The sequence below is a fragment of the Rhodococcus sp. KB6 genome, assembly GCF_001445685.1.
Classification (GTDB): Bacteria; Actinomycetota; Actinomycetes; order Mycobacteriales; family Mycobacteriaceae; genus Rhodococcus_F; species Rhodococcus_F qingshengii.
In genome coordinates, this window is sequence record NZ_LNAK01000014.1 from 1 (window position 1) to 20,987 (window position 20,987).

Below are 20,987 nucleotides of genomic sequence, written 5' to 3' on the forward strand. Positions count from 1 at the left end.
ACCAGCCCCGACAGATCTCTCGGACTTTCCCCTTCGCTCATGTCCGCAAGCTACCGACCCACATCGACCCCACCCCTTCAGACCTGCACCGTTCAGCATTTAGTTCAGTCAACGGGGCTTTTCCCTTGGTGCATTCTCGTTCGTAGCCGGTCACGTTCGGCAGTTTGTCTATGACGGTCAGTGTTCCGATCAGATCGTCGAGACCGGGGATCGCGCCGTCTGGTTGCGTGGCCAGGGAAGACGACGACGCGGCGGTGGGAGCAGGGCTGGAGGGGGCAAGCCCTCTGGTTGCAGTGAATCCGGAAATGGCGGTGATGAGCAGCCCGGCTGCGGCGATGGATGTAGCGATCTTTCGTTTCATCGTTTCTCCTCTGGTTCGCGCCGGGACAGGTGGGCGGCGGAGGTCGTACGTGCGCTCACCATTGCCCCTCCCCTATTGCTGCGACGGATTGCCGGGCTTGCACTCGCAACCGGCGGCGGTCGATGTTGCCGTGGCTCAACGCGTTCGGGCGGTGTCCGACATGGAACATGCCTTCGGTGTGCGGGCACGCGAAGACGGACATTCCTTTGTCTCCGTGGTGTTGTTTGCGGACAGTCTTCGCATCTCCCCGGGTGTGATAGCCGCGGTGGCCGCACTTCTCGCATGAGGTCCAGCGTGCAGAAGGGTTGTGGGCTCGATGGCTCATGCGGCACGTCCGATCTGAAGGTTGAGCCAGTCCGAGAGCCACTGAATGGCGTTGCGGCCGGCGTTGTCGACGACGAGGGCGTTGTAATTGGTGTGGGCTCCGGAGGTGAAGAAGTTCGCGGCACTGAGACCTTCACCGACCAGCGAGACGAGGTCTTCTGCACCCTGCGACTGCGACAGCTTGACCAGGGAATTCGATAGTTGTGGCAGGTCCAGGTTCTCGGCTTGGGTGGTGATGTTCGTCGAGACCGTGTTCGTCTGTTTGCCCAGCAGAGCCGGTGCTGTCTTGGTGGCTTTGCCGGAGAACATGTTCATGGCCACTGATGCCAGATCCAGGCCGACCGGAACGAGGCCGGTCATCGCTGCGGCTGCACCGAGCGGGTCGGGCATCTGTCCGGGCGGTGGGAGGAGCTTTTCGACAGCGGCCCAAGCGATTTCCTGGATCTGTCCGACGATGTTCGCCAGCTTGATGACATCGACGTTGGCGAGGATTGACGCGACCAGGGCTGCGATCTGGGTACTGCCCGAGGGGTCGGGGATGACCGAGAGCACCTGCGAAACCCATTTCAGATCAACAGCGGCGGCCATCTTGACCAGTGGAGAGAATTGATTGTTGAGCTGGCCGGCGATGTCGTGGGCGCCTCGTGCGTCGAGTGCGGCGACCTTTTGGGGCAGCAGAGTCAGGTTGTTCAGGATGCCTGGCATGTCGAGCGAGGTGACGCCGGTGGCCACGTTGAGGACCTGGTTGACTACCACGGTCGGCTTGAGCACTGACAGCACGCTGGTTGCTGAGCTGAGTGCGTCGGTCGGCGTCGACGCGACGGGAGCCACCTGGACGCCGAGGGTGTCCGCGGCCTTGGACAAGGTCTGCACCTCTGCCGAGGTCGACGGCAGGCTCAGAGAATCTCCACCGGTGAGCTTGTTTGCGGTGTTGGCGAGCTTCGTTGCCGTGTCGAGGGCAGTCGTGAGGTCTGACTGTCCGGCTTTGGTGAGGACTTCCGACGCGTTGTGCTCGGCGGTACCGGCCGGCGCTGCCGCGAGCTGTCCGTTCGCCGACGGGTTTGCAGCTCCCGAATCGAGCAGGTCAGTGAGTGGGGCGAGCGTTTTCGCGATGGACGTAGCGGTCGAGGCCACCTTCTTGATGTCCACGGTCGGCTCGGAGAGTTGCTGGCCAAGCGCGGAGACGTTCGTTCCCAACGCAGGCAAGTCCGCACCGGAGAAGTCCGACGTCAACGCGGAAGCGAGCTGACTGTTCCCGCCGGCCGTCCCGCTGCTGTCGACACCGCTCGGACTTTTACTCAGGATCGAGCCGAGCGATCCGAGCAACGGGCTGGAGCCCTTCTCGATCGAGCAGTACAAGTCTCCGGGATCGCAGATCGAGGCGACCCGGCCGGACAGAGCACCCATACCCTGTGGTCTCGGATCAGCGATGCCTTGGCCCGAGGTGCGGGGGCCGACAACCGCAGAACCCTTTGTGCCCGCGCCAGGATCGGCGAGTAGACCGACGGCAAGGACTTGGCTCGCGTCGACGGGGCCTTTGCCGTTTCCGATCTCGGATGCGAGGTCACCGGCTGCGTCCGCGCCCTGCGAGTAACCGATGATGGTGAATTTCGTGTTCGGGCAGGAGTTCTTGATCTCCGAGAGGACTTGCTTTGACTTCGCGATCGCGTCGGCTTTGCTGTCTGCGTAGGTATGACCGTTGTCGAAGGCTCGGGCCATGTACGGCAACGTGTAAATCTCCGCTTGCTTACCGTGTTCGCTCTTGAGTGCGTCGGCAACGGGTTTGAGCATGCCCACGGGCTGATCGGGATCGGCGGTATCGCTGGTCTCCCAGGTCCCAGGGATGAACAGGTTGAACGTCGCCGCGCAGTTCGCCGGCGCTGCGTTGGCAATCGCAGGGACAGTGAGCGCGATTGTTCCGCCGGCGACGGTCGCAGTGACGATCAGTGCGACGGTACGGCGGGATCTCGAACGTCTTGCGGGCATTGGCACCTCGATTGCCGAAACGGACACAGGTGCCTACGTTCACCTATTTCGGCGTTTCATCTCAACGGGGTGTCACGGCGTTTCCGCTACCTTAAATAGGCACTGACCAGCGGTGTCAGTGCCGCGAATAGTGTTTGACATTCATTGCGAACTGAATGGGTTCGCTGCGTTGTGAACCCCGAAAACGGGTGCACCGAGGTTAGTGCCAGTCGATGTGGACGGACTCGATCGAGTCGAAGTGGAACCCGAATTCATCGCTGTACTGGTCGAATCCCTTGTTCTCGGGATAATCCAACGTCGCGTGACGCTCCAGCAGTGCGACGACCCGTGCGTGATCGTCGTTGGCGAGGGCCGCGGCGAGTTCGCGTGACTCTTCAGCGGTGAACGGGACATCGGAGTTCGCGAAGTCGAGTGTGCGGACGCGGTAGTCGTAGCCCTCTTCCGACCCGTTGCGTACCGAGACTCCGCCTTTGACGCGGATCGTCGCCTTCTTCGGGGTGCCGTCCGGGCGCAGGACTCCGGCGCGCTTCATGACGTCGTCGGCTTTGACCTTCTTGAGTTTCTTCTTCGCATCGGCGCGCAGATCGTTCGTCTCCCCTGACCGGTACCGGGACACGGCAGAGGGTGAGCGGCCGATCTTCTTGGCCACCTCCCCGATTCCGCCGAGGCGCTCGATCGCCGCGCGGCGTTGTGCCCGCTCGGCAACGTCCGCGTGCGGGACGCGGCCCTGTTGCGCCCACCGACGCAACGTGCGATCCGAGGGTGGTTTACGGCCGGCGTCGATTGCTGCCTGGCGCAGGCCGTCGTTGCCGATCTCTTTGCGCACCTGAGCGACCGAGACCTTGCTTGTCAGTCCTGCCAGTCCCCCGGTCTTGACGGTTTTGGACTTCTCGACTCCGCTGGTCGCGGCATTGGAGACGGACACTTTCAGCCCGTCGAGCCCGACTGCCTGTTGCACGGGCTTCTTCGATCGAGGTTTCGGGAGATGCAACGCCATCGCTACTCCCCTTCCTCGCCTGGTGTGAATGCGCCCTTGATGGCGAGATTCATCTCGTGTGTGTCGCCAGCGCTGGTGAACGTCTCGATCAACGCTTCGGTGAGGACAGTACGTTTCTCCACGGACATTTTGCCGAGCGCGTCACTGTCGTCTGCGACGTCTTCACCGTCGGCGAGCAGGTATACCCAGGAGTCCGTCACCGTGCGCACCGGCCATCGACCGGTTTCACGCGCAATGCGCATTGCGACCCTGCGGCCACGCCAGCGGCAATGCGCAATGATCGACGCCCGCCAGAGCGGCTGGTGGTGATGTTGCATCTGTTTCGCAGTCCACATGTCAGGGTTCACCATTCGCCCGATGTAGCCCTTGTAGCAGGCACCGAGGAACCGCTTCATCGCAACGTCACCGGTCGTGGCGGCGACCTTGCGGCCCTCGCGCAGGATCTTGGCCCACTTGTCGAGAGCGCGCCCCTGCTCGGGGTAGACCCAGGCTTCGACGATGTCGAGATCGTCGAGTTCGGCGCCGATGCCTCCGTCGGCGACAGAGGCTTGCAACGCGTCCAGGCTCACGGAGGTGACCCAGGTCTGCACAGGCTGATCAGCGAGCATGTGCGGGTGCGGGAGTGGAAGTTTCGCGGGCAGCGCGAGCATGTTCCCCGCAGGCAGGGTGATGCGCCACAGCCCGAACGGTGCACCTTTTGCACCCGATGCTGCTGCGCTGACTGCACTCTCACCGGTCAAATGGCGCGGTTTCCCGTAGCCGAATTCGAGCATGCCGGCGGATGCGAGATACGCAGCTCGCTGGTCGATCGAGACCAGCTGCGTTGCCTCGGTGAGGTCCTCGGCATCGCAGACGCGTGTCCAGCCGACCTCGGGCTCGAGGTCACCGCGGGGTTCCCCGTTCAGCGGCGGGATGGGGCCACCGGTCGTGACCGCGATGCCCTTGCCGCTGCGGGTGCGTTCACGCTTGATCTTGTCGAGGACCGCAGCACCTGTGCGCGCGGGGGTGGGACCGGGCAGGACACCGAGGTAACGGGCGCACCACGACAGTCGTCGTCCGAGTTCGCGGGCTGCCGGTAGGTCATCGTCCGGGAGGTACGTTCCGGCGGTGGGAGATCCGAGGATGCCCATGTCGCCGACGCGGTTGTTCCAGCCGAAATCTTTGTTCCAGTAGGTCCACACGTACGGCTCGATGAAGATGTCGACCATCGAGGTGAAGGTGCCGGTCGTGCGCGAGAGATGCACGACGTGGCCGGGATCGCCGCGCAATTCCCACCCGGCGGTGAGCATCGGTGTCAACGTGGCCTGGAGTACCCCGGTGAGTTCTTCGGCAGCTCGGGTGCGAAGAACTTCCATGTCGTCGACGTCGTCTTCATCGCCCGGGTCGATGATCCAGCCGAACATCTCGCACGCGTCGATTCCGACGACCCACACCTGCGCGGGCGCACCCAAGGGTGTGAGGGTGGCCCAACGAATCAGCTTGTCGAGCTTTTCCACCGAATCCACCGGGCCGGTCAGCTTCTCACCGGAAGGCGTGTAGGAGCCGGCGGCGGTCACGATGATTGCGTGCCCGTCCGCATCGCCACTCGCGGCCGGCAACACCGCAGCCGCCGGTGTTGCCGAGTTCGTTGCTTCGGATTCTTCCAGCGAGGGTGTTGCTGCAACAGGGTCCACAGTCGTTGCGGCGCCTTCGTTCTCAGATGCCGTTGTTGCCTCAGCGTCTGCAATGACGTCCGTTGTCGACTCGGCACCTGCAACGTCCGCACCTTCGATCTCGGGCGTTGCTTCTGCCGAGGCGGTGACGTCGAAGAGCGCGATCTGGTCCGCAACGTCGGGTTTCGGATTCTCTTTGCGGCTCATCAGCTGTGCACCAACTGGGCTTCGAGATCGACCCGCTGGTCGCCGTCGTTGCGCTCACTTTCCAACGCCTCACGGGCGACCTCGTCGAGGGTCGGCAGCGGCGGGATGGTGAAACCGGCCGCAATTGCGGCGTCTTCTGCTCGGTTGTATCGGCGCATTGCGGTGCTTGCAGCTCGAACGTTGGTTCTCTCGGCCAGTTCGGCGAAGGTCAGATCCGGGTTGTTGATCTTGAGCGTCGCTGTCGCTTTCACCATCGGGTCGAGGTCAGAGTGCTCGATGAATGCGAGGAGCTGTTCAACCGTCTGAGGTTCTGCCTGCACTGGTTCGCTGACGAACTCCGCCGCGGCAGACTCAGGCGCAATCGGCATTGCGTCGGTCGGCGCAACAGCAGCAACAACCGGTGCAACAGCGGGTTCCGTGGCGATTTCGACGGGATCGGATGCAACGCCTTCCGTAGGAGCAACGTCGACGGCGGTCTCGATCGGCGCCACCTCGGAGGCAGCACGCACGTACACCGCAGTATCGAGATCCTCGTGGACAGGAAGTGTGTGGTCACCCGATCGGACGAGTTCGGAGTATTGCGAATGTGCGGCGCCGATCGCCTTGATCAGAATCCCGACGCCGTGGGTGAAGGCGAGGACCAGCACGGGCGGAATGATCGCAATGGCTGCTGCAACGGCCGGGGCCAGCGGAACGAACCCGAGCACTCCCCCGCTGTCGACTGTTGCTTGCGCCGCAACGGCGGCGTGAAACGCGTGATAGGCGTTGCCGAGGATGCTGATCGCGACGACACCGACAGCAAGCGCGATGTAGAACCGCTTGTCCCACCGGCTCACCTTGAGCTTGCTCAGGATGACGATTGCGATCGTTGCGCCGAAGATTGCACTGTCCACGATCGCGGGGAAGATCCACGTCAGATGCTCAGGTATCAACGCCTGCCGCGCGAGGTCCCGTTGCACGGCAAAAGACAACACGAATGCGCCGGTGGTGATGCCCAGCGCAATGAGAATCGCAACGACAAGCGCAACGAGCAACGCACCAAGCTGGATACGTGCGGCGCGGAGATTAAAGTCGGTCATGATCGGGTCTTCCTAATTGGTGTGTAGAAGCACGGACCGACGGGCAACAACGCTCACGCTGGTCTGCTGTTTCTGCGGGTGCACTGCCAGGCGGACTCCAGGGTTTTCCCGGCGCATGCGACGCCTTCTGGAAGAGAGGCAGCGCCGGGCAGTGCACCATTCGGCGTGGTGAAATGTCGTGGTACGAGCCCGCCGCAGGGATGATCTCTTCTTCTGTGTTCCCGAGCCGTGAGCTCTTCGGCAGATCGAGCGCCCTGCGGTGCGCTGGTGTCACGAACGGCTGGTGAGATGACGGACCGTCGAGTCCTGCAATTAGGTCGCCGCGTGCACCACACGGGTTCGCAACCTGCACATCGACATTGGGAGGCGCGGTGGGACTGTACTGCGGAATCGATTGGGCCGAAAACCATCACGACTTCGCGATCCTCAACGACCTGGGCGAAGTCGTGAGCCGGGGACGAGTCGACAACGACGCTGCCGGGTTCGCCCGGTTGCTCGAGGCATTCGCCGAAGCCGGCGACACCGCCGAAGATCCGATCCCAGTCGGGATCGAAACCGATCACGGCCTGTGGGTTGCCGGACTGCGCGCGAGTGGCCGGGTGATCTACCCGATCAATCCGCTCGCGGCCTCCCGGTACCGGTCCCGGCATTCGGTCTCCGGATCGAAATCCGATTCCGCCGACGCGGTCATGCTGGCGAATATCGTGCGCACCGACGCCGTCGCGCACCGCCCACTGCCGGCGGATACCGACAGCGCTCTGGCCATTCGGGTTCTCGCCCGCGCCCAGCAGGACGCCGTCTGGTCTCGGCAACGCTTCGGCAACGAGATCCGCTCGCTGCTCAAGGAATATTTCCCGGCAGCGTTGACCGCGTTTCAGTCGCTCGAAGACGGGCTGACCCGCCCTGATGCCCGAAGCGTGCTCGCTGCAGCTCCGACTCCGACCGCAGCTGCCGCCCTGACCCGGCCCCAACTCAAAGCAGCACTCAAAAGAGCCGGACGTTCCCGATTCCTCGACCGAGACGTCGAACGACTGCGGGCCATCATGCGCGCCCCGGCGCTTCGCCAGCCACCGCAGATCGAAGCAGCGATGGGAATCAGCCTGATGACCCTGTTGCGGCAGTTCGACGCCGCCTGCACAGCCGCCGAGACCCTCGCCGCGCACGTGAGCGTGCTCTTCTCCGAGCACCCGGATGCGAAGATCATCACCAGCTTTCCCGGTCTGGGGCCGCTCGCAGGTGCTCGCGTGCTCGCCGAGATCGGTGACGACCGAAACAGGTTCGCGACCGCGCGCGGCCTCAAGGCCTACGCCGGTGCTGCCCCGATCACCCGTGCCAGCGGGAAGAAAACCTTCGTCCTGCACCGGCACGTCAAGAACCGGCGACTGGCAGCAGCGGGAACGATCTGGGCGTTCAGCGCCCTGCAAGCGTCCCCCGGCGCCCGACGACATTTCGACGCTCGCCGCGCCGGCGGAGACTGGAACCACCAAGCCCAACGACACCTGTTCAACCGATTCCTCGGCCAACTCCACCACTGCCTTACCACCCGCGAATTCTTCGACGAACTGCACGCATTTCCACCTCCCCTCCCGATCGCGGCTTGACTCCTACACCCCGTGAGATGTCTTCCACGGGTTCCCGGTCGCAGAGGCCCTGCCGGATTCCAGCCGGCGGGGCCTCGTTGCATCTGGCGGACTGCTGATTCAATCGTGCAACAGCGCTGGTGGCGGCGTTGCAGACGCATCGACAGCCCATATCTTCTCTTATAGCCCATATGGGCTATAAGTTGATTCCCTGCGCGGGCGGAGGGAACGCCTGACCATCGTTGAACTCCGTTTCCAGGCGAGTGCACAGCTGGTCGATCGCGGTACGAATGAACTGCTGCTGACTGGTGATGCCAGTACGCGGGCGCGTGTATTCAAGCGTGGCAACCATCCGGTCTTTCAGGTCCTCGGTGAGAGACAGCAGGATGTCCGTCGTGGCCGCCTTCCGCTTCTTCGACGCCGGGGTCGTTTGTTGCGCAACAGGCTTCTGCGTTGCGTCGGACTGCAATGCAGGCGTCGCAGCCTCACCCTTCAACGATTGCGCAGCCTGCTCGAATGTATTGCGAGAACGGCGGGGCGCGGGCCGTGCAGGCTCAGGAATGCCACTCATCAGGTAGTCACCTTCTCCAGAATGTCGATGAATGTTGTGTGGAGGTTGCGTGCCCAGGCCGGCGCCTTGGGATGCTGATCGAACCCCATACCGACGGTTGTGAGCTTGGAAATGTCTGCGAGCTGAGGAATCGGGTCGCCAAGCAATTCGATCCCGTCTTCAGCTGCGTACCCCTTGAGGTAGTCGAGGGTCTTTGCATGGTCACCACGGCGACCGTCAACCCTGTTGACGACGATCCCTGCTATCGGAAGCACCTTGTCCATGTACTTGGCGATGTCTTCGAGGGCGTCGCGAATCGCGTCGAGCCCGTCGAGTGCGTCCTGCTCAGGTTGAACGACGATCAGAACATTGTCGGCAGCGTAGAGAGCACTCCGTGAAACGAGGTCGATCGCTGGGCGGCAGTCGATCAGAATGTTGTCGTAGTCGCCGGAAACCTGCTTGAGAGCCCGAGCGAAAGCCATCTCCCCGCCAGGTTTGGTGCCGAGTTGATCACTGACTGCTTGCAGCTCACCGAACCCGCTAGGCAATACGTCTATTTGCTCACGACGCGCAGTGATGATCGCGTCACGGGTCGGCAGGTCGATGTTGCGGTCCAGCACATCCGCCAACGAATGTGGCGCCGGCGATGATGCCGAGTATCCCGTCAGATGCTTCGTCGAGTTGCCCTGCATGTCGGCATCGACCAGCAGGCATGATTTGCCGGTCGCTGCTGCGGCATGCGCCATACCGTTGGCGACGGTCGTCTTCCCGACCCCGCCTTTGAGGTTGGCGATCGCGGTAATCGTCATAGCCCCTCCTCTCATTCCCATATGGGTACTTATATTAGCTTATATTTTCTACCTGCACCATATTTATGCTCATATCAGTTAATGGCAACTCATCTTAGCTTGCATTAACTGCTGGTACATATGGTTATGAGCCATGAGGCTATAGCAGATTAGCGGCCATGACCTGCGGTTTCATTACTCCAGGCCAGTGATCGCGGCCGAATCGAGGATTGGCGACACAGCTCTGCCCCGCAAAAGTCATGGTGGGGGAGTAGCTCGGATGAGTTGGCTACACCCCTGTCGCGACAAAATTCACCGCGTGTGGCTGCGCACTCTGGCGCCGCGCCAGCAACTAGGCGCTCAGTCCGCAGCTCTGTAATGCGCGCTGAGCTTAGGGAAGTAGTGACTACTCAAGCCAAGTGCGAGCGAGTACCCGATGACGAATTCCTCGCTCAGCCCTTCTGATTTCATGATTCTCAAGGGGCCTTGGACGCGCCCACGTCCTGCACCACGGGCGGCGCCCTGGCCGATTTCCGTTTCCCACATCAACATCGAGGTGAATTGGGCATGTAGATCGGCGCTCAGTGGAGGTGTTTCGGCGTCGGTTCGTGCGTTGTATGCCTGCACCGCCGTTGCCCAACCCACGAGCTCCGGGGTGAATCCGAATTCGATGACCACAAGAACTCCGTCGATCGCGTAGCGGCTGACCTGAGCTAGACCATCGACAGTGGGATGAACCGCCACAACTGGCCCTTGCGCACGACCACCGGCATATGTCCTGGTCAGGAATCTTTGAGGGCCGGCTAGTCGGAGAGTGTTGGCGTCCGCCTGGTCCAGGGTGTGAGCGTCCGGGAAGAGACCAACGCGCTTCGTAAAGTTTGTGCGTTCGGCCATCCAATGTTCCAGATTGTCGGCGGCCTGCTGATCAGGAGCTTCACCGGCCGCACGGCTAAAGGGGAGCCATGCTCCAGATTGCCGAACCTGTGCGTGCATTTCCCGAATTTAGCGCGTGTCAGCCGCACTCGACAGGTTTCGGATGATGCAGATAGCCAAGGACGCCGCCGGCACGAGCCCAGCGGCGTCCTCGTCTTCAGCTATTGGGCAGAACCCCGGTTATGGGGACGTTGAATGGTCGCGCACGTAAACCTCGACCGCTTCTCGCATGAGATCGCTCGGCCTGCGGTGTTGCACCTTCGCCAACGCGTCAACATTTGCACTCAGCTTAGGAGAGAGCCTGAACTGACGTACCGGGGAAGTGCCGGCCTTGCCCTTACCAGCGAGAGATGGTCGGCCAACTCCGGCCCGCGCAAGGACTTCGCGTCCGGATTTCGCGGCCTCGGCGCCACTCTTGGTGGTTTCGGGGTTGACGGGCAGTATTTCCATGTCGTTTTCTGCCCACGCGGAAACAGCGTCGTAGTCGATGTTGTCGTAGTCGATTTTCTTGTCGGTGTTCATGTCGTATGCCTCCCGCGAATGCGGTGATGGGTGTTCTGGGTCGCGTCTGGGTTGCTTGTGCTGTCTAGCTGGGTGGTACGCATCAGGTGTCACTTTTTCATGCGATCGAGGATCTTCTGCCTGGCCTCCATCGCGTGGAAGACGTAAACAGTGTCTGGTTCTTCCACCCAGACCATCACTTCGAGCAATGGTCCCCCCATCTGCCTAGGTGGGCCGATGTACAACTTCGGGGGAATGGGGTTGGGTCCTCGAGGTTCCAGGGTTTCCTCGTGGATGGCGTTCAACATGGCATGTATCCCGTCTTCCGGATCAATTTCATGCCTGTCGGCGCTCTTGCCCCATGTGAAACCCATACCAGTATTGTACTACAAAATCACGAATCTGTACTACAAAATTAATTGAAGTGCCTCGCCTGAATGCTCAACTCGATCGTGACGTCCGTACTGCGGCCAAATGTTGTGCGAAGGATGCCCGGGCGGCTGCTCGGGTCGCCGATGAGGCTTGTGCAGCGTCTCGACGTGCCAGTTCGGCCTGGAGTTCGGCAATTTCCCTGCGGCGGAACTCGTCAGCCTGAGCGCGCTTCTCGCTAGGCGAGGGCCCAGTCCAATCGAGTTGCGAGAGTTTGAACCGCAGGAACGCTGCCGGGGATGTGATTTCGCTGGCTGTGGGCCATATCTGGCCGTTGTCGGCGGTGTGCCGTGAGAGGGCCTGGGCGATGTCTCGCCCGGTCCAGCGGGTGGGGTCGATGCCGGCCGCATGTATTCCGTCTGCGATGACTCCGATGTGGCTCGAAATGTTGAAAACCGGTGCGTGGGCTGCAAGCGCTGCGGCAGCTCGCTGCAATTCGATTGGTCGGTGGGTGTTGGTGGAGATGGTTTTCCTCGCGCGTGCGCGTTGGTGAGAACTTCCTACGGAAGAAAAAGAACTAACAAGAGCACTTGAAGATAGGGGGTCACGGTGGGTTCGTATCGAGCTTCGGCTGGCAGTGGCCTTGGTGCGCTCGCGCGGGGTGATGTTGCTCGGGCAAATTGCTGCTGCGCGAACAACGGTGCGAGTGCGCCGGCCGCGGCGAGGGCGTTCGAGCGGGGGAGTGGCCATCACTACGGACTTCGGTGAGGAGAGCGACCAGGTCGACGCAGCCTTGTGCTGACGGCCTCCGTGATGTGCTTCCGCGGCCATGTACTCCGACGTCGACAGGGTTCGTCCTCTGGCATGTTCGACGCCCATTGCGAGGGCTTTGAGTACGCGGCGTGACCGCATGATTGTGCTGTTGGATGCCCCTGCATGCTCGGCGATCACGGCTTTCGACGCGGTAACTCCGCGGCCGGTGCGGGTTTCTGCGAAACGGGCGTGTGCGTTGGCGCATGCCATGAGGGTGTCGACAGCGATGCGGTTCGCGGCAAGTGCAGCGCGGCCGTGTTCGGTTTCTGTGACCTGGTGCCGGAGTTGACGCAGCCATTCGGTGCGGCCGGACCAGATGGGAACGCGGGACTGTTCGGAAGGCTCGACGGGGAGGGCCCACGAGGTGCCTCGCTGGCCGCTCTCGGCGTTGAACTTTTCGAGCTGTTCGACGCGTTCTTTTGCGATGCGGACCGTCTCGGCCCATTCGGCGTCGACGTCGTTTATCGCCGAATGAGCAGTGCTTTCGACGGCGCTGTCGGTGTGCGACGCGCCGAACGAATCACTTTTGATAACTGTTGTACCTGGTTCAGGGTGTGAGCTACCCTGAGACAAGACCTGCACGGTTTTGTCCCTTCGGGGAAATGCAGTACCGAAGTTGAAGCTCCACACTTCTTCTTCACCAGTTACGACCGGAGCCCGGCCAGGCTCTCGCTTAACTCGACGAACTTGGTTCACAAACCCCCGCAAGGGGGTTTCGTCGTTTCTGGGGTTGTACTGCGTCTATGGAGTTAGGTATCGAGGTCTTTCACGGTGTGCACTCGCTGCTGTGTGGTGCCTTTCTGAAGATGGGTATAGCCACCCCACATCACAGCACGTGCAAGCTCTGTCATCGGTGAGCCACGCGGGAGCGAATTTCGCCATCGGGGCAGCTCAGGCCCCTGTCCGTGGATGGTGTATATGCGGCTGTTCACTGGGCACCTCGCAGTGAGAGGGTCATTCCTGCCAGCCCGACCAGGCCCATGACAGTCGCGAGAATCAGAGACGTCATCGAGCGCCTACAGGTGCATTCGCGTGGCGATCGAGGATCCCGCGCAGAACTGACGCGACGACGCGGATCTGCTCGACCGATGCAGTTTCCGGATCGGAGGCGACGAGATCGGCGGTGTCGAGGACCGGTAGGAATCCGTGCTCCGCGTGAGCGGGGGAGAGGATCAACGGACCGTACGTGTTGACCAGCTCGTCGAGTTCCATCACGGCGAGGGGTGCTGTTCCGGTGAGTAGTCGGGCTTTCAGGCCGTCACCGACACTGAGGATTGCCCAGGTGCGCCCTTCGAGGTCCGATGCAATCTGGTGGCTCATGCTGCCTTCCGATCACGTGATTCGAGCTGGCGTGCCCATGCGGTGCCGGCCTGGTGGACGTAGGTCGCTGCATCCTCTTCGGGATGGCATTCGAGGATCGCTTCGAGGGCGGCGAGGATGACCTCAAGCCCTCCGAATTCGCGTCCCGCGAGGTGGTCGCGGGCATCGACACAGGTGTCGGCGAGTGCGGTCCACACCAACTCCAGGGCTCGCGAGTGCGCCGAGGCGAGCCCAGCAACGGAGAGGGTTTCGATGGCGGACCACTGCTCGGCCGTCGCTGTTTGCGTAGCCATCGCGCGGCAGGCGTTCGCTGCCTGATCTGCTGCGATAGGGGGGAAGTCGGGTATCGCGGTCGCCAGACCCCATGTCGGGTCGGCGTAGAGGTCGGCGAACCAGGACCACCGGTGTGCCGCTACGTGAGCATCGCTGGCCGGGGGCTCGAGGAGGCCCTGTGCGTATGCCTCCAACAGTGCGGAGGGGGAGTAGTTCGTCATGCTGCCTCGAACAACGCGAGCTGCACGGCAGGTCGGGCCGGTGCGGGCACAGGGGCGGGGGCAGCAGTCAGGATCGCTGCCTTCGGCTTCACGCACGCTCGGCGTGTACTTCTGGGCTTCTTGGATCGTTTCGTGCGGCCTCGCGCAACAGCGAACTCCTCGACCTTTTCAGGCAGAACCTCTCGCCCATCGACGGTGAAGAGTCGGGCAGCCTGAATCTGCTCGCGGACCGTTTCGCCGGCAGCGAGCCTGTTCTCGAGGTCAGCGGTGCACTGGGCGAGTAGCGGGCAGACCGAGCATGCGGCCATTGCTCGCTTCCACGGGGCGGACTGATTGCCGTTGACTGTCCAGCCCGTCCCTTTTCCTGCGCATAATCCTTGATCTGCCCGCGTTTGAGTCATCGGCGCACTGCCACGGCTTTCCAGTTCTGTGGCGATGTTGCGCAATGTCGGGCAGCGACGCATCTGAGCTGAATAGACGAAACCGCATCGTGTGCAGCGTCCTTCGCCGGTGTGCGTGGCGGCGATCGCCCGCAGCTTCGTGGTCGAGTAGCGGGCGAGGGCGGATGTCTTGGCGTGCGGCCGTGTATCGCCGATGGACAGCTCGCGGAGTGCGTCGGCGACGGACGGGCAGAGAGGAAGTGCCTGGGTGTAGGTGAAGTCGCAGGCCGTGCACGAGGTGTGGTCGGCGTTCGGGCGATGTGTGGCAAGAATCTCGCGGGGATGGCCACCGGCAGCGCGGCCGGAGCCTTCGATTTCTGCTCGTGGGGCATGGAATTGGGCATCAGCTAGGCGAACGGCCCTAGCGCCATCTAACGTGTTCATTGCAGGTCCTCACATATCTGCATGGGATTGTCGGGGGGCTAACCCTTCAGTCCCGCTGGCTGATCCGACTGTGGCTAAACAGTTGGCGGCTGGACGGTCCCCTGACTGCGGCTAACAGTCAGGGGGCCGATCACATCAGTTCATTCCCTTTCCCCCCAGTTGCACATTTCGGCTTGGTTGCCGTGAGATCATCACGTCTAAACCTAGACGACATTGTTAAGTTATGTGCGAATGCTAATCCCGGGAGTGCATGGTGTCTAGTGAATCTGTAGGCGGTGCGATGAAAAGGGTGAGCGTGAGTCGACGTGTGCTGCGTGGCTTCCAGCCCTCGCGCCTGGTCAAACTCCGCCAGACTCGGGGCCTGACGCGCCCCGAACTCGCCCGCCTCGCCGATGTGTCCTTGCAGACCATCCACAAATGGGAATCCGGCAGTCAGTCCCCTCAGATCGACGTCTTGATGCGTGTCGTTGGTGTTCTGGGTACGACGGTTTCCGACCTCGTCGACATCAAGCCGGAGGATCGCTACCCCGGTGATTGGCGCGTGATTCGGGGTCTGACGCAGCCCGAATTGGGTGCGCGAGCAGGTATCAGCACGTCTATGGTCGGTGCGATCGAGCGCGGTGATTCCCGCCTTACCGACCACTTCGCGGAGAAGCTCGCCGAGGCTTTGGAGATCCCGGAAACCGAGCTTCGAGCGAGCTTCGAGCGGGTTCGGAGCCGTCCGCCGGGAACCCCGGCGTAAGTGCGTCGCTCCCTCCGTTAGCCGTCCCACTGCCCGCCTCTCTCGCCGAAATCCCCGCCCTGACGTTGGCAAGCGTAAGTCCGGCAGCTTTCAATCGCAAGTTGCTAACGTTTTATGCGATTGCGAGGATAGATGGGTGTGGGGATGGCTTAATGGTTTCGTCAAGTCGGCGAGGCACCGAGACTGAAAGGTTGGGCGGCGTAATGAGCAGCACTTTTGCTGACCGGCTCCGTTACCTGTTCGAGAATGTTCACCCGAGAAGTCGCGGACCGTACACGCAGACCGAAATCGTCGACATGCTCCGTTTCGGCGGCAGCAAGATGACCACCGGGTACATGTCGCAGCTGCTCAGCGGCAAGCGAACCTCGCCTGGGCTGGACGTCGTTCGAGACATCTGTGGAGTGTTTCGGGTGCCGATGGACTATTTCGGTGACGAAGAAACGTACGAAGCGGTCAAAGACCAGATTTCGTTTATTCAAGGTCTGCGTGATTCGACTGACGGGTACGTCGCTGCCCGCACGTACGACCCGTTCCGCAGGCTGGCCAGTCGAGACAGTGAAGACGACGACTAAACGATCGCGATGTACGTAAGTCCTGCTGCGATTGCCCCTGCGATAGCTCCTGCAACGACCTGACTCTTTGTATGGTCCCCAAGGTGAATCCGAGACCATCCGATCACCGGTGTGAGTGCCAGCGCCAAGTACCACCACGGCGAGACCGACAGAGCAAGGACCACTGCAATCGCAGCTGAGGCACCGGCATGGCCACTGACTTTCCAATGAAAAACGCTCGTGATCACGGCTGCGACGGCCAACGCGGCCAGGCCCGAGGCGAGGAACGCAATCATCTCGATTGGTGCACCAGCGACGATTTGGACGACCAGCGCACCTCCGGTGACGACCAGCAGCGATGCAATCAACATGTGGCGTTCGTTGATTCTGGTGACGTGATGATCGCTGATCTTGGCCCGGCGCATCCCTACGAGGATGAACACCATCGGAACGACACCGCCGAAGATCGCCACGAACACTCCCCAGCCAGGTGCACCGACAGCCACGCCGATGATCAGCGAGGCGACAATGTTGAGAACCCACGGCGCCCCGACCTCAGTAATTGCGCGCGCGGCTTTGTCGGCCGTGGTGCGAGGTTCTTGGGTGGAGATGTCTGTCATTGTCCTGCGCCCGTCTTTCGTTCGTCATCAATCGCAATTTGATATGCGCGGCCTAGTGTCGCCGCCCAGTCAGTATCAGTCGTCTCGGCGTCGGGAAAGAAACTGTTGTATCCGAGTCCGTCGGCGACACGTCCGTTGACGAGCCAGTCCGCGATTGCCGATGCTGCGACCTCCGGCGGGAGGTGAGTGCCGGCCGGCAGTGCGCTGTGTTCGACCTCCAGGCTCAGTGCATCGAGGACTTCGGCAGCCTTGTCGTCGGTTCGTTCGCCAGCGCTGCTGCCTGCGGGTGAGCCGCGCTCGGCGCCGGGCCATCGCCTCAGCATCTCCGTACGCAAAGGCGTGAACTGTTCGAGTGGGCGCTTGGCTCCGAGCCAGTTCAATATCAGCGCGCCAGCCATTCCGGTGCCGAGGAACAAGACGCCGGACACGGCAAGCAGCCGAGCGATGGCGAATGGTGTGGGTGTCGGCTCGATGAATCCGTATCGCGCGGCGACGAGGTATCCGATCCGCACCGCGGCGTAGGCCGTGAGAATCGCCGCACCCGGAGTGACCAGGAGCAAGGCTCGTCCGGTGACAGTTCTCCGATCGGCCTGACTGATGGCGACGACGGTGATCATCAGCGCAACGAGGAACGGGTAGGCCATCCCGAAGATCAATCCTTCGGCGAAGCCGGGAAGGTATGCGTACTCGTTGTCGAAGGTGAGTGCGTCGACGCCCGCCGGCCACGGCTGGCTGAAGAAGAAGATGTACGCCAGAGCTGTGGTGATCACCGAGACCGTGACGTGCCACCGAACAAGCGTTTTGCGGTGTCCGGCTTTGCTTGTCACATCAGTGAAGCCGATCGCACTACCAACACAGATTCCGCAGACCATCAGCATCTTGATGGCAGCGGGAGCGCTGTCGCCGAATGCGTCGGCGACGAACAGTTCCACGGATCGGGTGTTGAGAAGCATGTGGATCGACATGCACATAAGGCCGATGAAGGCGCCTATCAGGGTCAGTGACCGCCGAAACCACCATCGGTGGAGCCGTGTTGCCGCGACGACGGCCAAGAGCAGAGCGGCGAGTGCAGTGATCAACCGAACGCCTCGTCGAGACGCGAACGGATTCCTGGGCTGCGATTAATGTGCCGGCCACTTTTCAGTCGGCGCAGAAGAAGATTTCCGAAGGCTTCGGCATCGGCTTCCTCCTGAGACCTCGTGTCATCGCAGTCGCGCTGAAGCATCAACATTGCGAGGTCATGACTTTCTGGGGGGAGGGCTTCGATCGCGACGTCGATCGCGGGCCTTCCGATGTGTCCAAGAGCGATGTGGCCCAGCTCGTGGGCGATCGTTCGCTCGCGAGCGTGGACCCAGCTGGCATATTTCACTTCATCATGGTCGGAATGTCTGCACCATTGGCCGAAAACACGGGCGGGCAGATCGGGGCCTTCGCTGATGACCAGAGGGCGACCGCGGTCGCGTGCGAGTGCTTCGGCCAGGCCGGTCAACGACCTCAGTTCGTCACCTTCGGCGATGCGGAACAGACGGTCGACCGCGCGAGCCACCGTTGAGTTATCTGTCACTTCACGAGCCTCCTAACGGTCAGGCAATCTGTCCCCGACTACGTAACGGTAGTGGTCGGTTTGTGAATTTCGTAGTTGGGGTGAACCCCTCGGATGCTCGGCTGTTCGTCGCCGGAAGACGCCATACCGCGTAGTTCGTTTGACGCACTAGGGTCTACGCAATGTCGATTAGCTTGCGTCCATCCCGCCGAGGTACAGCGTGTGCAGCCATAGCGGCAGGTGCTTTCTTGCTGACGGCCAGTGCCCTCACACCGACCTACGTTGCGAACCAGCTCGTGAAGATCCCGCTGAGTATCGAGGCAGCCACCGTCTCGACCGGAACCGCCGAGTTGCTCGACGCCGGCGCCCTTGCCAAGGGAAAGCTGGTCATCGACCCGGCTGTGCCGATCACCGTCAACCAACTCGTCACCGTTCAAGAGCCCTCGAACGCCGACGTCGTGACATTGCAATCCGCGGTGCAGATGACGCGCGACGACCGGTCAGGTCAGGCCGCGATCGTCAACGCGAGCGTCGACCTGGTCACTGTCGATCGGCGCACCGCAACCGCCGTCGACGAGCCGGTCGGCTCCATCCAGGGTTCGGCGGACAAGCCCGCAGACCCGGTCGAACACGAGGGCTACCAGTTCAAGTTCCCCTTCGACACCCAGAAACAGTCCTATCCCTACTTCGACACCACACTGCGCGAAACCCGCGACATGGATTTCGTCGAAGAGGCAGAGCTCGAAGGTCTGCCCGTCTACCGATTCCATCAGGAGATCGAACCGACCCTGATCAGTGGAACGGTTTCCCTACCTGCATCCGACCTGGGACGCGAAGGTACCGCGCCGGTGACGTTGAAGCGCTTCTACGGCATCACCCGTGACCTGTGGGTCGAGCCGGTCACCGGAGGTGTGGTCCAGGTCGAGCAGCACTACCGCCAGTACCTGGGCACCGACGTCAACGATCCGCAGGCGATCACCATCATCGACGTAGTCCCGAACTTCGACCCCCAAACCCTCACTGAGCAGGTCGCATTCACATCCAAGTACAAGCGCCTCATCCAATGGGGAACCGTGTACGGTCCGATCCTCGGTGGCGTGACGGGTGCACTTCTCCTCGCGGGCGGAATCTATCTCGGGGCGACATCGGGAAGGCGCCGGGAAACCCCGACGAACGAACCCCGGCAGACCTCGCAGGAGTTGGCCGACGCCACGTTGTCCTGACTCGTCACGTTCACCAACGCCCGCCCCGAGCACTCGGGGCGGGCGTTTTGTGTTCAGCTCTCAATGACGTCGAAAAAATGTGCATCTACCTGGTAAGACGACACGTCCCCCTCAGGTGGATTTCCTATTGGGTGTCTCGCAGCTCTGCATACGCGGCTTGAGCCTTGGGAAGGGCCGCGGCGTATTCGGAAGCCGACGTCTCCCCGTTCTTGTAGAAGTGCTCTTTCTCGTTGTAGCCCCGCGGATCTGCATGCTGAACGGCCAACGCGTACGCGACCGAATCACTGGCGGAGATCGAGATGGACGCAGTGTTGTCCATGAAGGTGTTCGTAGCAGCGCGGACGGCATCGGCGGAGTCAGCTCCGGTGTTGTACCGGAAGCGCCAACCGAAGATGTCTCGAATGTCCGTGGCCGGTGCGGCCATCGACAACCCCGAGGTCCAACCGGTTTCTGCTGCACCCGCGAGAAGGGCGGCGCGGGCCTGATCGGGTGATCCGCCGCGGCCCTCCACCGTCGCAACGATGACTTCCGCGTTGTCACGTTCGATCTTGGCGCCGAGATCGCTGATTGCCTCAGCGCCGAACGGTGAGACCGTGGTGGTCGGCGCGCTGGTCGAGGTGGTCGACGTTGTGGCAGTGGGCGACTCGTCACTACCGCACGCCGTCAGTCCGACAGCGAGGCCAGCAGTGATCAGCGCTGCGATGACGCTCTTTCGGTACAAGGGTCCTCCAGTGAATCAGTAGCGGATGTCGTCGATGAGCCAGCGGTCGCCTTCTCTGACGAGGGTGACCCAGACCGTGGTGTCAGGTTCGACCGTAGTGGTGCTGGTTCCCACGATCGCGGTCTGCTTGACGGTGGCCACTCGCTGGACGCTGGTGTCGGTGTCGTCAGGGCAACCGGAGCATTCGACACTGACGTCGGCAATGATCTTCGCTTCCTGCCGGCCCCACTCCGCCCACTGCACGCTCGGGCCACGTTCGGTGTGGGCGTCGATGATCATGCGATCGGCGAGCTTGGCCGTCAGCCAGGACCGTGCGCGTCCGTACGCGTCGTTCTGCGTCGCATCAATGGACGGGTACCAGGTGAAGGCCACAGTCAGACCCTGGCGCGCCACTTCTTCCGCCACATGAGCCGCAGCCGGCCGTTCGACGGTCTCGACATCGGTAGGCACCGTGGTGGTCGCGGCGCCCGACGACGTCGTCGACGGTGTCGCCGTTGTCGGTATGGCTTCACCGTCACTGGTCCGGGAAAGGAACGAATAGACCACGAGACCGACGACGGCAACCACCAGCACCGCCACGACGAGCTTTCGGACTGTCATCTGCCTCTTCTTCCTCATGAAATATGCCGTTTAGCAGGGTAAATGACACGTCCCCTCAATCACGAAGGGGTGTCCGGCTTGAAGAGCACTCCACCCGGTAGTGCCGAAGCTGAAGCGCTCAGGCGGACGCACTCAGCGGTGACGGTCTGCCGGCGGCAGCGAAATCCTCTCGATGCCGACCAAAAATGCCACCTGAACAGGGAAGACGA

The 20,987-nt window shown here is 62.0% G+C and carries 24 protein-coding genes; 6 read left to right on the forward strand and 18 right to left on the reverse strand.

The features are described from left to right. Positions 1 to 37: 37 nt before the first annotated feature. Complete coding sequence (locus tag ASU23_RS02645) at positions 38 to 361, reverse strand: hypothetical protein (protein WP_058037136.1); 324 nt, start codon at positions 359 to 361, stop codon at positions 38 to 40. Between the two features lie 49 nt (positions 362 to 410). Here ASU23_RS02645 and ASU23_RS33785 point away from each other — a divergent pair, with 49 nt between their 5' ends. Beyond that, entirely contained in the window at positions 411 to 647 is a 237-nt protein-coding gene (locus ASU23_RS33785) for a hypothetical protein (RefSeq protein WP_156423063.1), read from the forward strand. A gap of 35 nt (positions 648 to 682) precedes the next feature. On the opposite strand, the gene ASU23_RS02650 is transcribed toward ASU23_RS33785, so the two are convergent. The 4 genes from ASU23_RS02650 to ASU23_RS02665 form a co-directional block, all read right to left on the reverse strand. Next, positions 683 to 2,671: a cutinase family protein gene (locus ASU23_RS02650; protein ID WP_058037137.1), complete on the reverse strand. Its 1,989-nt coding sequence runs from the start codon at positions 2,669 to 2,671 to the stop codon at positions 683 to 685. 199 nt (positions 2,672 to 2,870) lie between these two features. Then, a complete protein-coding gene (locus ASU23_RS02655) occupies positions 2,871 to 3,668 on the reverse strand; it encodes a hypothetical protein (protein WP_058037138.1) in 798 nt (265 codons plus the stop codon). A 2-nt stretch (positions 3,669 to 3,670) separates the two neighbouring features. After that, positions 3,671 to 5,527, reverse strand: coding sequence for a hypothetical protein (locus ASU23_RS02660; RefSeq protein ID WP_058037139.1), 1,857 nt, complete (start codon positions 5,525 to 5,527; stop codon positions 3,671 to 3,673). Next, the gene (locus tag ASU23_RS02665) at positions 5,527 to 6,606 is read right to left on the reverse strand and encodes a DUF2637 domain-containing protein (RefSeq protein ID WP_082661294.1); all 1,080 of its coding nucleotides are present in this window, start codon (positions 6,604 to 6,606) and stop codon (positions 5,527 to 5,529) included. The genes ASU23_RS02660 and ASU23_RS02665 overlap by 1 nt, the downstream gene beginning before the upstream one ends. 371 nt (positions 6,607 to 6,977) lie before the next feature. Between ASU23_RS02665 and ASU23_RS02670 the strand changes: the two genes are divergently transcribed. Then, entirely contained in the window at positions 6,978 to 8,207 is a 1,230-nt protein-coding gene (locus ASU23_RS02670) for an IS110 family transposase (protein ID WP_044480144.1), read from the forward strand. A 175-nt stretch (positions 8,208 to 8,382) separates the two neighbouring features. Here ASU23_RS02670 and ASU23_RS34155 read toward each other — a convergent pair whose 3' ends face one another. The 9 genes from ASU23_RS34155 to ASU23_RS33105 all read right to left on the reverse strand — a co-directional run bounded on the left by ASU23_RS34155 (position 8,383) and on the right by ASU23_RS33105 (position 14,778). Next, positions 8,383 to 8,757 (reverse strand): hypothetical protein, encoded by a 375-nt coding sequence (locus ASU23_RS34155; protein ID WP_172826994.1) that lies wholly within the window; start codon positions 8,755 to 8,757, stop codon positions 8,383 to 8,385. Continuing rightward, entirely contained in the window at positions 8,757 to 9,545 is a 789-nt protein-coding gene (locus ASU23_RS02680) for a ParA family protein (RefSeq protein ID WP_058037140.1), read from the reverse strand. The genes ASU23_RS34155 and ASU23_RS02680 overlap by 1 nt, the downstream gene beginning before the upstream one ends. A 339-nt stretch (positions 9,546 to 9,884) precedes the next feature. Continuing rightward, entirely contained in the window at positions 9,885 to 10,418 is a 534-nt protein-coding gene (locus ASU23_RS02685; RefSeq protein ID WP_156423064.1) for a hypothetical protein, read from the reverse strand. Between the two features lie 219 nt (positions 10,419 to 10,637). Beyond that, the gene (locus ASU23_RS02690; protein WP_058037142.1) at positions 10,638 to 10,979 is read right to left on the reverse strand and encodes a CopG family ribbon-helix-helix protein; all 342 of its coding nucleotides are present in this window, start codon (positions 10,977 to 10,979) and stop codon (positions 10,638 to 10,640) included. A gap of 89 nt (positions 10,980 to 11,068) precedes the next feature. Then, on the reverse strand, positions 11,069 to 11,332 hold the full coding sequence (locus ASU23_RS02695; protein WP_058037143.1) for a hypothetical protein: 264 nt from the start codon (positions 11,330 to 11,332) through the stop codon (positions 11,069 to 11,071). 67 nt (positions 11,333 to 11,399) lie between these two features. Then, positions 11,400 to 12,722 (reverse strand): Rep protein, encoded by a 1,323-nt coding sequence (locus tag ASU23_RS02700; protein WP_156423065.1) that lies wholly within the window; start codon positions 12,720 to 12,722, stop codon positions 11,400 to 11,402. A gap of 423 nt (positions 12,723 to 13,145) precedes the next feature. After that, positions 13,146 to 13,460: a hypothetical protein gene (locus ASU23_RS02705; protein WP_058037145.1), complete on the reverse strand. Its 315-nt coding sequence runs from the start codon at positions 13,458 to 13,460 to the stop codon at positions 13,146 to 13,148. Beyond that, on the reverse strand, positions 13,457 to 13,954 hold the full coding sequence (locus ASU23_RS02710) for a hypothetical protein (protein WP_058037146.1): 498 nt from the start codon (positions 13,952 to 13,954) through the stop codon (positions 13,457 to 13,459). The genes ASU23_RS02705 and ASU23_RS02710 overlap by 4 nt, the downstream gene beginning before the upstream one ends. Further along, positions 13,951 to 14,778 carry a hypothetical protein gene (locus ASU23_RS33105; RefSeq protein ID WP_253741155.1) on the reverse strand — a complete coding sequence of 276 codons (828 nt, stop codon included), beginning with the start codon at positions 14,776 to 14,778 and terminating at the stop codon, positions 13,951 to 13,953. Before ASU23_RS33105 ends, ASU23_RS02710 begins: the two co-directional genes overlap by 4 nt. A 295-nt stretch (positions 14,779 to 15,073) precedes the next feature. Between ASU23_RS33105 and ASU23_RS02720 the strand changes: the two genes are divergently transcribed. After that, the gene (locus ASU23_RS02720) at positions 15,074 to 15,520 is read left to right on the forward strand and encodes a helix-turn-helix transcriptional regulator (RefSeq protein ID WP_253741157.1); all 447 of its coding nucleotides are present in this window, start codon (positions 15,074 to 15,076) and stop codon (positions 15,518 to 15,520) included. A gap of 203 nt (positions 15,521 to 15,723) precedes the next feature. Continuing rightward, positions 15,724 to 16,092: a helix-turn-helix domain-containing protein gene (locus ASU23_RS02725; RefSeq protein WP_058037147.1), complete on the forward strand. Its 369-nt coding sequence runs from the start codon at positions 15,724 to 15,726 to the stop codon at positions 16,090 to 16,092. Here ASU23_RS02725 and ASU23_RS02730 read toward each other — a convergent pair. Beyond that, entirely contained in the window at positions 16,089 to 16,691 is a 603-nt protein-coding gene (locus ASU23_RS02730) for a phosphatase PAP2 family protein (RefSeq protein WP_058037148.1), read from the reverse strand. The genes ASU23_RS02725 and ASU23_RS02730 overlap by 4 nt on opposite strands. Continuing rightward, the gene (locus tag ASU23_RS02735; RefSeq protein ID WP_058037149.1) at positions 16,688 to 17,770 is read right to left on the reverse strand and encodes a hypothetical protein; all 1,083 of its coding nucleotides are present in this window, start codon (positions 17,768 to 17,770) and stop codon (positions 16,688 to 16,690) included. The genes ASU23_RS02730 and ASU23_RS02735 overlap by 4 nt, the downstream gene beginning before the upstream one ends. A gap of 47 nt (positions 17,771 to 17,817) precedes the next feature. Between ASU23_RS02735 and ASU23_RS33790 the strand changes: the two genes are divergently transcribed. Next, entirely contained in the window at positions 17,818 to 18,243 is a 426-nt protein-coding gene (locus tag ASU23_RS33790) for a hypothetical protein (RefSeq protein WP_058037150.1), read from the forward strand. Between the two features lie 173 nt (positions 18,244 to 18,416). Beyond that, positions 18,417 to 19,457: a DUF3068 domain-containing protein gene (locus tag ASU23_RS02745; protein WP_082661296.1), complete on the forward strand. Its 1,041-nt coding sequence runs from the start codon at positions 18,417 to 18,419 to the stop codon at positions 19,455 to 19,457. Between the two features lie 124 nt (positions 19,458 to 19,581). On the opposite strand, the gene ASU23_RS02750 is transcribed toward ASU23_RS02745, so the two are convergent. Both ASU23_RS02750 and ASU23_RS02755 read right to left on the reverse strand, forming a co-directional pair. Further along, the gene (locus tag ASU23_RS02750) at positions 19,582 to 20,178 is read right to left on the reverse strand and encodes a hypothetical protein (protein WP_058037152.1); all 597 of its coding nucleotides are present in this window, start codon (positions 20,176 to 20,178) and stop codon (positions 19,582 to 19,584) included. Between the two features lie 15 nt (positions 20,179 to 20,193). Beyond that, positions 20,194 to 20,778, reverse strand: a complete 585-nt coding sequence (locus ASU23_RS02755) for a hypothetical protein (protein ID WP_058037153.1) — start codon at positions 20,776 to 20,778, stop codon at positions 20,194 to 20,196. Between the last annotated feature and the right edge of the window lie 209 nt (positions 20,779 to 20,987).

Bases quoted from the DNA above. Each gene is read 5' to 3' on its own strand.
- ASU23_RS02685 (WP_156423064.1), bottom strand. From the start codon at position 10,418: ATGGCCGAACGCACAAACTTTACGAAGCGCGTTGGTCTCTTCCCGGAC.
- ASU23_RS02755 (WP_058037153.1), bottom strand. From the start codon at position 20,778: ATGACAGTCCGAAAGCTCGTCGTGGCGGTGCTGGTGGTTGCCGTCGTC.
- ASU23_RS02645 (WP_058037136.1), bottom strand. From the start codon at position 361: ATGAAACGAAAGATCGCTACATCCATCGCCGCAGCCGGGCTGCTCATC.
- ASU23_RS02745 (WP_082661296.1), top strand. From the start codon at position 18,417: ATGTCGATTAGCTTGCGTCCATCCCGCCGAGGTACAGCGTGTGCAGCC.
- ASU23_RS02710 (WP_058037146.1), bottom strand. From the start codon at position 13,954: ATGACGAACTACTCCCCCTCCGCACTGTTGGAGGCATACGCACAGGGC.
- ASU23_RS34155 (WP_172826994.1), bottom strand. From the start codon at position 8,757: ATGAGTGGCATTCCTGAGCCTGCACGGCCCGCGCCCCGCCGTTCTCGC.
- ASU23_RS02655 (WP_058037138.1), bottom strand. From the start codon at position 3,668: ATGGCGTTGCATCTCCCGAAACCTCGATCGAAGAAGCCCGTGCAACAG.
- ASU23_RS02690 (WP_058037142.1), bottom strand. From the start codon at position 10,979: ATGAACACCGACAAGAAAATCGACTACGACAACATCGACTACGACGCT.
- ASU23_RS02660 (WP_058037139.1), bottom strand. From the start codon at position 5,527: ATGAGCCGCAAAGAGAATCCGAAACCCGACGTTGCGGACCAGATCGCG.
- ASU23_RS02665 (WP_082661294.1), bottom strand. From the start codon at position 6,606: ATGACCGACTTTAATCTCCGCGCCGCACGTATCCAGCTTGGTGCGTTG.
- ASU23_RS02725 (WP_058037147.1), top strand. From the start codon at position 15,724: ATGAGCAGCACTTTTGCTGACCGGCTCCGTTACCTGTTCGAGAATGTT.
- ASU23_RS02680 (WP_058037140.1), bottom strand. From the start codon at position 9,545: ATGACGATTACCGCGATCGCCAACCTCAAAGGCGGGGTCGGGAAGACG.
- ASU23_RS02650 (WP_058037137.1), bottom strand. From the start codon at position 2,671: ATGCCCGCAAGACGTTCGAGATCCCGCCGTACCGTCGCACTGATCGTC.
- ASU23_RS02695 (WP_058037143.1), bottom strand. From the start codon at position 11,332: ATGGGTTTCACATGGGGCAAGAGCGCCGACAGGCATGAAATTGATCCG.
- ASU23_RS33105 (WP_253741155.1), bottom strand. From the start codon at position 14,778: ATGAACACGTTAGATGGCGCTAGGGCCGTTCGCCTAGCTGATGCCCAA.
- ASU23_RS02705 (WP_058037145.1), bottom strand. From the start codon at position 13,460: ATGAGCCACCAGATTGCATCGGACCTCGAAGGGCGCACCTGGGCAATC.
- ASU23_RS02730 (WP_058037148.1), bottom strand. From the start codon at position 16,691: ATGACAGACATCTCCACCCAAGAACCTCGCACCACGGCCGACAAAGCC.